The sequence below is a fragment of the Aquabacter spiritensis genome (assembly GCF_004346185.1).
In the GTDB taxonomy this organism is placed as follows: domain Bacteria; phylum Pseudomonadota; class Alphaproteobacteria; order Rhizobiales; family Xanthobacteraceae; genus Aquabacter; species Aquabacter spiritensis.
Map to the genome: position 1 here is coordinate 100374 of NZ_SMAI01000013.1, position 12713 is coordinate 113086.

At 65.9% G+C, this 12713-nt stretch carries 8 protein-coding genes and 1 riboswitch; of the genes, 5 read left to right on the forward strand and 3 right to left on the reverse strand.

Translation table 11 applies throughout. The features are described from left to right. Positions 1–54 precede the first annotated feature (54 nt). From EDC64_RS18400 to EDC64_RS18415, 4 genes are all read left to right on the forward strand, one after another. Positions 55–726: a protein-L-isoaspartate O-methyltransferase family protein gene (locus tag EDC64_RS18400; protein WP_132034083.1), complete on the forward strand. Its 672-nt coding sequence runs from the start codon at positions 55–57 to the stop codon at positions 724–726. A 251-nt stretch (positions 727–977) separates the two neighbouring features. Continuing rightward, complete coding sequence (locus EDC64_RS18405; RefSeq protein ID WP_245504773.1) at positions 978–2372, forward strand: TolC family outer membrane protein; 1395 nt, start codon at positions 978–980, stop codon at positions 2370–2372. Between the two features lie 421 nt (positions 2373–2793). Continuing rightward, a complete protein-coding gene (locus tag EDC64_RS23605) occupies positions 2794–3267 on the forward strand; it encodes a DUF2497 domain-containing protein (protein ID WP_165933813.1) in 474 nt (157 codons plus the stop codon). 266 nt (positions 3268–3533) lie between these two features. Continuing rightward, the gene (locus EDC64_RS18415; protein ID WP_132034087.1) at positions 3534–6317 is read left to right on the forward strand and encodes a valine--tRNA ligase; all 2784 of its coding nucleotides are present in this window, start codon (positions 3534–3536) and stop codon (positions 6315–6317) included. Here the strand turns inward: EDC64_RS18415 and chrA are convergent, their stop codons facing one another. Beyond that, complete coding sequence (chrA, locus tag EDC64_RS18420) at positions 6318–7487, reverse strand: chromate efflux transporter (RefSeq protein WP_132034089.1); 1170 nt, start codon at positions 7485–7487, stop codon at positions 6318–6320. A gap of 482 nt (positions 7488–7969) precedes the next feature. Between chrA and EDC64_RS18425 the strand changes: the two genes are divergently transcribed. Continuing rightward, on the forward strand, positions 7970–8794 hold the full coding sequence (locus EDC64_RS18425) for a tetratricopeptide repeat protein (RefSeq protein ID WP_132034182.1): 825 nt from the start codon (positions 7970–7972) through the stop codon (positions 8792–8794). Positions 8795–8968: 174 nt separating this feature from the next. Here EDC64_RS18425 and thiC read toward each other — a convergent pair whose 3' ends face one another. Together thiC and EDC64_RS18435 are read right to left on the reverse strand one after the other, a co-directional pair. Next, positions 8969–10816 carry a phosphomethylpyrimidine synthase ThiC gene (thiC, locus tag EDC64_RS18430; RefSeq protein WP_132034091.1) on the reverse strand — a complete coding sequence of 616 codons (1848 nt, stop codon included), beginning with the start codon at positions 10814–10816 and terminating at the stop codon, positions 8969–8971. 81 nt (positions 10817–10897) lie between these two features. Beyond that, positions 10898–11033, reverse strand: a riboswitch (TPP riboswitch). 94 nt (positions 11034–11127) lie between these two features. Continuing rightward, positions 11128–12690, reverse strand: a complete 1563-nt coding sequence (locus EDC64_RS18435) for a class I SAM-dependent methyltransferase (RefSeq protein WP_132034093.1) — start codon at positions 12688–12690, stop codon at positions 11128–11130. Positions 12691–12713 lie beyond the last annotated feature (23 nt).

Consider the following 12713-nt stretch of genomic DNA (forward strand, 5'->3'; position numbering starts at 1 on the left):
AATGCGCCCCGGCTGTGGCTCTTCACGGGGGTGATGGGGACCGGAGGGGCCGGGATGATCGATTTCGTTGAATTGCGCCGTGGCATGGTGGACAGCCAGGTCCGCACCAACGACGTCACCGATCCGCGCATCGTCGAGGCGATGCTTGAGATCCCGCGTGAGCGTTTCGTGCCGGACCATTTGCGCCCGCTCGCTTATATCGACGACGATCTGATTGTCCGCGCGGCAACCGCCGCCGCACCCGCCCGGTATCTGCTGGAGCCGATGGTGCTGGCGAAGCTGGTGCAGCTGGCGGACGTTCAGGCCGAGGATCTCGTGCTCGATATCGGCTCTGGCACCGGCTATTCGGCGGCCATTCTTGCGCGCCTCAGCGGCCAGGTTGTCTCGGTCGAGGACGATGCCGATTTGGTGGCGGCTGCGAACGCGACGCTCGCCGACCTCGCCATTTCGAATGTTGCCTGTTTCTCCGGTCCGCTCACTCAGGGATGGGCACCCGAGGCGCCCTATGACGTTATCCTGGTCAACGGGTCCGTGGATATCGTGCCGCCAGCACTTCTGGCTCAACTGAAGGATGGCGGGCGGCTGGTGACGGTGGTCGGCCGTGGCGGCGCTGGGCGGGCCGCGGTGTTCAGCAGGGCGGGCGAGGCCATCAGCGAGCGTGTCGTGTTCAACGCGGCCATACCGCTTCTTCCCGGCTTCGAAGCCTTGCCGCGCTTCACTTTCTGAGACAGGGCAACGGCTGTCTGCTTTCCATGGCTGTCGATCGACCGGCTCCGGAGCGCAAGTCTCTTGCGGTCCGTCGAGCTTAGAAGTCGCGCGGGTCCGACACCTGTGGCGCTTCTGCCGCGGTCAGGTAGAAAATCTTCTCGGCTTGCGGCTCTCGGTTCCTTCAGCTCGGCGGCGTCGCTATGTTCGTCCAGCGCGTGCTCGGTGGGCGGATCGGCATGTTTCGGGTTGCGTCGGGTGGGGAGAGGTAAATGCTGCTTATGGCGCGAATCCGTCAACGCATCTGCGTGCTGGCCTGGGTAGGATTCGCCTCCGCCGCTCTCACGCCGACCATGGTCTCGGCGCAGTCGCTCGATGCGGCGCTGGCGGCGGCCTACATCAACAATCCGACCTTGAATTCCCAGCGCGCCGGGACCCGTGCGATCGACGAGAACGTGCCTCAGGCCCTGTCCGGCTATCGCCCGAACGTGTCCGCCGGGGCGAGCGTCGGCTCGCAATATTCGCGTTATACGGCGGGGGGGCAGAGCACGAATGGCACCCTGACGCCGCGCGCGTTCAATCTCACGGTGACGCAGACCATCTTCAACGGCTTTCTCACCGCGAACACCACGCGCAATGCGGAATCGACCGTGAAGGGATCGCGTGAGACCCTTCGCAATACCGAGCAGACGGTCCTCCTGAACGGTGTCACGGCCTATATGGACGTGATTCAGGGGATTTCTCTACTCGAACTCCAGCAGCAGAATCTCGCGGCCCTGCAACAGGAATTGCGTGCCACGCGTGACCGCTTCAATGTCGGCGAGGTCACGCGTACCGACGTTGCCCAAGCGGAGGCGCGGGTCGCGGCGGCACAGTACGAGGTGGCTCAGGCGGTCGCCAATCTCAGCTCCTATCGCGCCACCTATCGGCAGGTGATCGGCCTCGATCCCGGCCGGCTGACGCCGCCGTCGACGGCGATCGAGCGCAAGATTCCCGGAACCCTCGATTCCGTCATCCGCACCGGCCTCGGCCGTCATCCGGCGATCCTCGCCTCGCAATTCGCCGTAGACGCCGCCAATTTCTCGGTGCGCATGGCGGAGAGCAATCTCGCCCCCAATTTGAACGTCCAAGGCCAGCTTCAGCAGAGCTACGATCAGAGCGGGACGATCGACTCTCAGAACGGTGCCAGCGTCATGCTGAACCTCTCGATCCCGATCTATCAGGGCGGCGCGGAATATTCGGCCATTCGGCAGGCCAAGGAATATCTCACCCAGGCGCGCATCGAGGTGGATGTGAACCGGGATCAGGTCCGCACGCTCGCGGTGCAATATTGGGGTGCGTTGGAAGCGTCCAAGGCGCAGATCGAGTCGGCCCAGTCGCAGGTCGCCGCCAATACGCTGGCTTTGGAAGGCGTGCGCGAGGAATGGCGGGTCGGCCAACGCACGACGACCGACGTTCTGAATGCGCAGACCGATCTGACGAACTCGAAATCGGCATTGGTGATTGCCCAGCGCGACCGGGTGGTGGCCGCCTATTCGCTGATCTCGATTGTCGGTCAGCTCGATGCGATTTCGCTCGCTTTGAAGGTCCCGGTCTACGATCCCAAGGTGCACTACCAGCAGGTCCGCGACAGCTGGTTCGGTCTGAGAACGCCGGACGGAAAATAGCAGAGCACACGCCTGACGTATTTTGCGGCGCCACCGCCGATGTCATACTTCATCAATAGGTGCGATTCTGGCGTCCTTGATCCCTCGTAGCTTGCCGCGCGGATTGAAAGACGTCTTCGGCCGGGGTCGGGACATGTCTGCAAACGCGAAAGCCCAGGAGCCGTCGATGGACGAGATCCTTGCGTCGATCCGCAGGATCATCGCCGACGACGAGCCGGTGCCGCGTCGGCCGGCGCCCCGTCCATCGGAGGGGCCACCGCGGCGTCCCGAATCTTCGGCGGAGCCGGTTCCAAGCTCTGCCGCGCCCTATGGGGCGCCACCTGCCGCCCCCGCACGCGTTCATTCGGCCCGCGACGAGCCGGTTCGCGACCTGCCTCTCCGTGATCAACCGCTGCATGACCAATGGGCCGGGGCGGACGATTTGGCCGCCGTCGAGCAAGAACGGATGGAGGCAGACATCATGGCGGATTATCCGTTCCAGGCCCCGCAAGGCAGCGTTTTTCCACCGGCCGGGCCGCGTGCCGCCGATCCGACCGCTCAGCGCCCGGCGCCCGCGCGTCCACCGGAGGCCACCGCTTTCCGCAGCCCGCCGGAACCCGCCGCCCGCACGCCACGCCGCGATGTTCCGCCCCGCGACCTGCCACCCCGGGATCTGCCACCCCGGGATCTGCCGCTCCGCAAGGAGCTGCTGTCGCCGGATGTCGACGCTGCAGTCAGCGCCGCGTTCGAATCGCTGGGCGACTTGCGCGTTCCGGCCCATGAACGCACCGTCGAGGATCTCGTGAAGGAGATCCTGCGCCCGATGCTGAAGACTTGGCTCGACGACAATCTCCCCCGCATCGTCGAGCGCCTGGTGCGCCAGGAAATCGAGCGCGTTTCGCGCACCGCACGCTGAGCGCGTCGTCTGTAGTCCGACCGCTGCGAACCGCTCGTGCACGGGCTCAGCCGTTCCAGGCGACGGAGCGGGTCATGATGTCGGTCATCGGGAGCCGGACGACGGGCGAAGCCCACTCGAGCGGACCCAATGGTGGAGCGTCGGCGACGAAATCGCGATGCGTGGATCCGGCCGAGCCCCGGGCCGTTGACGAAGGGGCCGTCGAACGGCTTTAACCCCCACTCTGTTTTCTCTGGGAGGGCGCGTCCCTCGGCGGAGCCTTTTGCATGATCGACAAGGTGTTCGAACCCGCGGCCGTCGAGGCGCGCATCACCGCCGCCTGGGAAGAGGCGCAGGCGTTCCGGTGTGCCCGTTCGGGGCGGGAGGCGGCGCCCGGCTTCTCGATTGTGATCCCGCCGCCGAACGTCACCGGTTCGCTGCATATGGGTCACGCGCTGAACAACACGCTTCAGGACGTGCTGGCGCGCTTCGAACGGATGCGCGGCAAGGATGTGCTGTGGCAGCCCGGCATGGACCATGCCGGCATCGCGACCCAAATGGTGGTCGAGCGCCAGTTGCTGGAGCGCCGGGAGCCCGGACGCCGCGAGATGGGCCGCGTCGCCTTTTTGGAGCGGGTCTGGGCGTGGAAGGAAGAATCCGGCGGCACGATCGTCGGCCAGCTCAAGCGGCTCGGTGCCTCCTGCGACTGGTCCCGCGAGCGTTTCACCATGGACGAGGGCCTCTCGCGCGCGGTCGTGAAGGTGTTCGTCCAGCTCTATCGCGATGGTTTGATCTACAAGGATAAGCGTCTGGTCAATTGGGACCCGAAGCTGCTGACGGCGATCTCGGACCTCGAAGTCCAGCCCGTCGAGATGAAGGGCCATCTCTGGCACCTCCGCTATCCCGTGGAAGGCGAGCCGGGCCGCTTCATCGTCGTCGCAACCACTCGGCCGGAAACCATGCTCGGCGACACCGCTGTGGCTGTGCATCCGGAGGATGAGCGCTATCGCGATCTGGTCGGAAAGCATGTGGTGCTGCCCTTGTTGGGCCGCCGTATTCCGATCGTCGCCGACGAATATTCCGATCCTGAAAAGGGCACCGGCGCGGTCAAGATCACGCCGGCGCATGATTTCAACGATTTCGAAGTGGGTCGGCGGCACCATCTGCCGATGATCAATGTGCTGGATGCCGAGGCGCGGATCGATCCGGCAGCCATTCGCGACGATTATGCCGACCGGCGCGACGCCTATCTCGACGATCCCGATTTCGGGGGCGTGCTGTCACTTCTGGCGGGCATGGATAGGTTTGCGGCGCGCAAGCACATCGTCGACCTCCTGACCGGTCTCGAGCTTCTGGAGCAGATTGAGCCGCACACGCACATGGTGCCGCACGGCGATCGCTCGGGAGTCGTGATCGAGCCCTGGCTCACCGACCAATGGTATGTCGATGCGAAGACCCTCGCTCAGCCCGCGCTCGCCGCGGTGCGCGAGGGGCGCACCAATTTCGTGCCCAAGAATTGGGAAAAGACCTATTTCGACTGGTTGGAGAATATCCAGCCCTGGTGCGTGTCCCGCCAGCTTTGGTGGGGTCACCAAATTCCCGCTTGGTATGATCCCTACGGCAATGTCTTCGTCGCCAATGATGCGGACGAGGCCTTCGAACAGGCGCTCGCGCACAATGTCGGCAACGAGACGCTTTCGCCCGACGAGGCGCAGGTTTTGATCGACGACGCCGCGCGGCGCGAGGGCTTCCTGACCCGCGACGAGGACGTGCTCGACACCTGGTTTTCGTCCGCCCTCTGGCCGTTCTCGACCCTGGGATGGCCCGACGAGACGCCGGAACTCGCAAAATATTATCCGACATCGGTCCTGGTCACGGGTTTCGACATCATCTTCTTCTGGGTCGCCCGAATGATGATGTTCGGCCTGCATTTCATGCCCGACGTGCCGTTCCGCGACGTCTACATCCACGCCCTCGTCCGCGACGAGAAGGGGGCGAAGATGTCGAAGTCCAAGGGCAATGTGATCAACCCTCTGGACCTGATCGACCAATATGGTGCGGACGCGCTGCGCTTTACGCTCGCCGCCATGGCCGCCCAGGGTCGGGACATCAAGCTCGCCACCTCGCGGGTCGAGGGCTACCGCAATTTCGCGACCAAGCTCTGGAACGCGGCCCGGTTCGCCCAGATGAACGGCTGCGTCCGCATCGAAGGTTTCGAACCGTCCAAGGTGGACGGGACGCTCAACCGGTGGATCATCGGCGAGGCCGCACGTGCCGCCCAGGAGGTCGAGGCGGCGCTCGAGGCCTATCGCTTCAACGAGGCGGCCGGGGCGGTTTACCGCTTCTTGTGGAACGTGTTCTGCGACTGGCACCTGGAACTCGCCAAGCCGGTTCTCTCGGGACCGGACGGTCCTGCGAAGGACGAGACCCGGGCCTCCACCGCCTTCGTGCTCGACGTAGCGCTGAAGCTGCTTCACCCCTTCATGCCGTTCCTGACCGAGGAATTGTGGGCGCGGACGGGTGAGACCGGCCCGGCCCGCGCGGGACTTCTCACGCTCGCCCCATGGCCCGATCTGTCGGGCCTCGAAGCGCCCGACGCCGAGGCGGAGGTTGGGTGGGTGGTCGATCTCGTGACCGAGATTCGCTCGGTGCGCGCCGAGATGAACGTCCCCGCTGGCGCGCAGGTCCCCCTCGTCCTCGTCGGCGCGAGCGCCGAGACCCGCGCTCGTGCCGCGGCGTGGGACGATGCGCTGCGTCGGCTCGCGCGCCTGTCGGAGATTGGTCTCGCCGATGCTGTGCCCGTCGGCTCGGTCCAGATGGTGGTGCGCTCCGAGATCGCCGCTTTGCCGCTGGAGGGCGTGATCGACCTCGCCGCCGAACTCGTGCGGCTGCGCAAGGAGGAAGCGAAGCTCGATCAGGAGGTCGCACGCATCGATGCCAAGCTCTCGAACGACACCTTCGTCGCCCGCGCACCGGAAGAGGTGGTCGAGGCCGAGCGGGAGAAGCGGGAGGATTACCTTGCCCGCAAGGACAAGGTGCGCAGCGCGATCCGCCAGCTTTCCGCGGGGTGATCAGCGAACCAGCAGGCTGGCGAGGGGGAGCAGCAGGACTGCGCTCCAAGCCGGCATGTTGCCGATCGTGACGAGGAGGAAGCCGCCGAGCGCCAGCACGGCATCCCAGGGGGTCAGGACGGCGCTGGTGAAGACCGGGTCGTAGAATGCGGCACCCAGCACGCCGACCACCGCCGCATTGGCGCCGCGCATGCCGGCCTGGGTGCGGCGGTCGCTGCGCAGCCTGTCCCAGAAGGGCAGGGTCCCGTAGACCAGAAGCAGACCCGGGAGGAAGATCGCAAAGAGGGCTGCCGCCGCCCCGCCCAAACCACCTACCAGGGCACCGAGATAAGCGGCGAAGGTGAAGAGCGGTCCTGGGACCGCCTGGGCGAGGCCATAGCCTGCGAGGAAGTCGTCCGGCGTGACCCAGCCTGGCGCGACCGTGGCGGCCTCCAGCAGCGGCAGAACCACATGGCCGCCGCCGAACACCAGCGCGCCCGAGCGGTAGAAGGCGTCGAGAAAGCGCGCCGGAGAGACGCCCGCCGTTGCAAGCCCGCCGATGGCGAGGAGCAGGCCCAATGCAAGGACGAGCGCGATGATGCCGGCGCGGCGCGCAATAGGCACCTCAAGCCGGCCGGTGGGCGGGGTGGGGGCCGTCCTGTCGAAGGCGAGGTTTGCTACGGCACCGAATGCGATCGCGAGCACCTGCGCAAATGGACCGCCCGCCAGCAGTGAAATGGCAAAGGCAAGGAACGCGATCCCGGCGCGAAATCGATCCGGAGCAAGGCTGCGCGCCATGCCCCAGACCGCCTGTGCGACCACGGCGACCGCGACCAGCTTGAGCCCGTGCAGGAGCGCCTCGGCTGCCGGTCCGGCGATCTGCGCGGCAGCGAGTCCGAATCCCGCCAACAGAAGCGCGGACGGCAGGGTGAAGCCGAAAAATGCTGCAATGCCGCCGCCGACCCCGCCGGCGCGCAGGATACCCAGTGCGAATCCGACTTGGCTGGAGGCCGGCCCGGGAAGGAACTGGCACAGTGCCACGAGGTCGGCATAGTCCGCCTCGCTGAGCCAGCGGCGGCGCACCACGAATGTTTCGCGGAAATAGCCGAGATGTGCGATCGGCCCGCCAAACGAGACCAAACCAAGCCAGAGGAAGGCGGTGAACACTTCGCCGACGCGTCCGGTCCGCATGTCCCCTCCGCTTCAGGCCTGGGTCCCGGCACGCATGTTGACCGGCCTTAGGCGTCGGTCAAGCCCGATCCTCGCGATGACGCGGCGTGTTCTGTGTCGGGCGCGCAACACCTTTGCACCAACACGGTTCCACGGCGACCTCGCCGTCACAAACGCCGCGATCCCGCCACAAAACCCGCCGAGACGAGAAGGCGGAGCGTGGCGTTTCCGCTGTCCCGGACATATTCCGGAGCGTGCCACGCCGGGGTGGTTCAATGGGTGGGCGCAGAACTGCGGACACGGTGCGGAAGCCGGACGGGCGCCAAGGAGAAACCTTGGCTCGGCCTTGCGGTGGCCGCGATCTCGCCCGCAGGGGATGGCATCGTCGGTCGATCATGCTTGTGACAGGACGCTCTCAATCGACCCTGCACCGTCCCGGCGCGCAGACGCGTGCGCCGAGGATCGGCTGCCGAACCGTGTTCGTCGGGGCGGTGCTGGCTTTGATGCTGGGCGCCGGCTTGTGCGGCCCTGCCGCCGCCTTCGACGGCAATGCGCAATCGAGCGACGACAATTACGGTCCGCCCTTGACCCCGCCCGCAAACGTGCCGCTCGCGCCGCCGATGCGGCCGGTGGACGAGGCGTTCCGCTCCGGTGCGCAGGCGCTGCGCTCCGGTCAGACCGCGAAGGGTGTCGACGCACTGCGCTATGCCGCCGACCAAGGGCATCCGGCTGCGCAATGGAAGCTCGGGCGGATGTATGCCGATGGCGACGGCGTTAAGCGCGACGACATCAAGGCCTTCGAATATTTCAGCAAGATCGCCAACATGCATGCCGAGGACTATCCCGGCACGGCCCAAGCGCGCTTCGCGGCGAGCGCCTTCGTGGCGCTGGGTGGTTATTACCTCGCCGGCATTCCGAACTCCGCGGTACGGCGCGACCCAGTGCGCGCGCGCGACATGTATTTCTACGCCGCGTCCTATTTCGGGGATCCGGATGCGCAGTACCGCTTGGCCAAGCTCTATCTCGATGGCGCGGGCGTGAAGCGTGATCCCCGTCAGGCGGCGCGGTGGCTGTTCCTCTCTTCCCAGAAGGGGCAGTACGAGGCCCAGGCGCAGCTCGGGCACATGCTGTTCCGCGGCGACGACGGCATCAGCCGTCAGCCGGCACGGGGCTTGATGTGGCTGACCTTGGCACGCGATTCCGCCGCCGGACCGGGGGACAAATGGGTGGTGGACCTCTACGAGGACGCCTTCTCCGACGCCACTCCGGACGAACGTGCCGCTGCCCTGCAATATCTTGAGCAATGGCTTAAGGCCGCGCAGCGCTGACCGACCTGTCCGGTGGCGCCATTGGCGGAGCGCATGCACTCGGCCCGGCCCCGATCGGGTTCCGGAATGGAGCCCCGGCCGCACGTTTTCCGCCTGCAGGCGGGCCGGCTCTCCCCATGTCCTGCGCCAGGCCGGACATGGGGATGCGGTGAACCGAAAGCCGGCCCGGTTTCGTCAGGCCGAAGGCGGCGGGGCGACGTCGTCGGCGGGACGGTAGATCTCGCTTCCGCCGTCGCGGAACTTACGTGACATCTCGTCCATCCCCGCCGCCGCCTTGGCAATGTCGCCGGCTTCGATCTTCAGCTCCTGGCTGATCTTCATGGAGCAGAATTTCGGCCCGCACATGGAGCAGAAATGCGCCACTTTGGCGCCCTCCGCCGGCAGGGTCTCGTCGTGGAACTGTTCCGCGGTCTCCGGGTCCAGCGAGAGGGCGAACTGGTCGCGCCAGCGGAAGCTGAAGCGGGCCCGGGAGAGCGCGTCGTCCCGAATTCGAGCGGCCGGATGCCCCTTGGCGAGATCCGCCGCATGCGCGGCGATCTTGTAGGAAATCACCCCCGCTTTCACATCGTCTCGATTGGGCAGCCCGAGATGCTCCTTCGGCGTCACGTAACAGAGCATGGCGGTGCCGAACCAGCCGATCATCGCCGCGCCGATGGCGGAGGAGATATGATCGTAGCCGGGGGAGATGTCGGTCACCAGCGGGCCGAGGGTGTAGAACGGCGCCTCGTGGCAGATCTTCAGCTGCTTTTCGACGTTCTCGCGGATCAGGTGCAAAGGCACATGGCCCGGACCCTCGATCATGACCTGGCAATCATACTTCCAGGCGATTTCGGTCAGTTCGCCAAGCGTTTCGAGCTCGGCGAACTGCGCGGCGTCGTTGGCGTCGGCGATCGACCCGGGACGCAGGCCGTCGCCGAGCGAGAAGGCGACGTCATACTGGGCGAAGATCTCGCACAGCTCCTCGAAATGCTCGTAGAGGAAGCTCTCCTTGTGGTGGGCGAGGCACCATTTCGCCATGATTGAGCCGCCGCGCGAGACGATGCCGGTAACCCGGTTCGCGGTGAGCGGAATGTAGGGCAGGCGCACCCCGGCATGGACCGTCATATAGTCCACGCCCTGCTCGGCCTGCTCAATGACCGTGTCGCGGAACACCTCCCAGGTGAGGTCTTCGGCGACGCCATTGACCTTTTCCAGCGCCTGATAGATCGGCACGGTGCCGATGGGGACGGGCGAGTTGCGGATGATCCATTCGCGGATGGTGTGGATGTTCTTGCCCGTCGACAGGTCCATCACCGTGTCGCCGCCCCAGCGGGTGGCCCATACCAGCTTGTCGACCTCTTCTGCGACGCCCGAAGTCACGGCCGAATTGCCGATATTGGCATTGATCTTGACCAGGAAGTTCCGGCCGATCGCCATCGGCTCGGTTTCGAGATGGTTGATATTGTTCGGGATGATGGCGCGGCCGCGCGCCACTTCCTGGCGCACGAACTCGCCTGTGACATCGACTGGGATCGACGCGCCGAGGCTCATCGCCTGATGGTTCGGATGAGCCCCGCCATTGGCGCGGGCGAGGTTTTCGCGCGCCGCGACATATTCCATCTCGGGCGTCACGATGCCGGCGCGGGCATAGGCCATCTGCGTCGGACGCCGTCCGGCCTTGGCCTTCAGCGGCTTCCGGCCGGTGCGGTCGAACGCCGGCAGGTGGCTCACCTGGCCGGCCTTCAGGCCATCATCCTCGGGCTTCTGGGCGCGGCCTTCGACCTCTTCAACGTCGCCGCGTTCCACCACCCATTGCCGCCGCAGTTCCGGCAGCCCCCTGGTGAGATCGATCAGTGCGTTCTCATCGGTATAGGGACCGGACGTGTCGTAAACGCGCACCGGGCGCTCGGTCTTATCCGTAAGGACGATTTCCCGCATCGCCACCTGGATGCCGGGTTGGGCTGACGGGACGAGGACCTTGCGCGAGTGGGGCAGGGGGCCGGTCGTGACCTTCAGGGACGAAGTCGACGTTTCGTCGAGCATGCGGATCTCCTTTAAGCTTTCGCTCCAAATGAGATCCGGGATGAGCGACAGGAGACGGTTGGCGCCATAGCACCCGCAAAAGGGCTGAGGCTGTTCCGATCCCTTCGCCGGCATGACCCGGATCAGGTTCAAAGGGTCATCGCGGCGCCGGAGGTCATGACGACCAAACCGGAAGGCGATCTCTCAGCCCCCTCGCAGGGCTCCCCTTGGAATTCCTTCACTGTGTGGACGCCGGCGGGATCTGTCAACGCTGCGCTGCACCATGCGCGGCGGCCGGGCATAATCGGCGGCGCGCGCAAATGCGTGGCGGTTCAGGCGGGGAGTGCGCCGAGGGCGGTCCATAAACCGACACGGTGGGCGAAGCACCATTCGACGCTGTCGCGCACCAAGGCCCGCTGGCCGTCCAGATCGGAAATGATATGCCCGTCCTGGCGCAGCGGAACACCGGCTTTGCGGATGCGCTCCAACATCCATTCGGTCACCGCTCCGACGGTGTGCGGCACGCCGCAGGCAAGTGCGTGGAAGGTCGAGGCTTCCATGGTGCGCAGCGCCATGCCCGAAGAGGTGAGGGGCAGAGCAATCGCGGCGCTGCCGGCGCGCTGTTCGGCGACCTCGCGCGTGGCCGCGATGTTGAAGGCCAGCGCCTCCGGCGACACCGCCGCGATCCGTCCCGGCGGCACCGGCACGCATTGGCCCGAACCGATCAGGAGGCCGGCGATTTCGACCATCGACGGCGCGCCCTCGAACTTGCTCGCGCGGGCGATCGCATGCAGATCAGCCAGGGTCTGGGGACCGGCTGCAAGGGCGTCCAGCATCGGCGCGTAAAAGTGCTTCGGCAGCTCTGCGGTTCCCGCCGGAACCTCGACGGTGGTCTTGGCCTCGTCGCGCGGCGCGATCATGGCGAGAGCGAATTCGGCGAGCCGCTGATCGCGAATCGCGTCGGGCATCCTGCGGAAGCCGCGGACGAAAACGTCGCGCCGGAAGGCGCGTGGCACGAAATAGTCCTTCAGCGTCTCGCGCAGCGATCCGGGAGGCACCCGGGTCAAAGCCTCCCGCTGCTGCGGGCGCAAAGCGAGGTCGGGGAAATTCTCGAGCAGCGCGCTGGATCCGACAAAGCTCATTTTGGCGTCCGCCAGCAGGCGGGCGGTGTCGATATGATAGAGCGGCCGCCAGTCGGTGTTGAGATATTCGTGGGCGAGATATACGGCCCGATCCTGGTCGGCGGACTTGCCGTTGCCGTCGCGGATTCGGTTGAGAAGCGCCTCGTCCCCCAGAACACCGGAACCGGTCTTCTGCAGAAACTCCACAAATTCGAGGCTCTGGAGGACACGCTCGTCGCTCCGGCCTTGGCCGAGCTGCGCATGCTCCATGAGCAGCCGCTGGATCGGCAGAAGTGCCGTCCAGCCCGGCATGGCATTATAGGTGACGGAGACAGTTCCACCGGGTTTGAGATGACGCGCGAGGAAACGCACGATCTGTGCGCGGCCAGCGTCGGAGATCCAGCTCCAGACGCCATGCATGGTGACCATGTCGAACTGCGGAAAGTCCGCGCGCGCCTCGGCCTCCTCGAAGCTGAGTTCGTGGAAGGCGACGTTTTCAATCCCTGCCTCCCGCGCCGCCGCACGGGCCCGGGCGATATGTGCCGGATTGAAATCGAGCGCGACCACCTGGGCGCCTGGATTGCTGGCGGCGATGATGTTCGCGGTGACGCCTTGGCCGCAACCGAGTTCGCAATAGGCGAAATCTTCCCCATCGGCCGGCGGCTCGACCCCGTTCAGAAGGCATGTGAGCACGACGTGCGCGGGCGCTTGCTCCAGGTACAGCCCCGGCAGGTACTCGACATCGCTGACATAGCCCGACGCCCACTCGCTCATGGTCACTGTCCTTTTGATGGTCG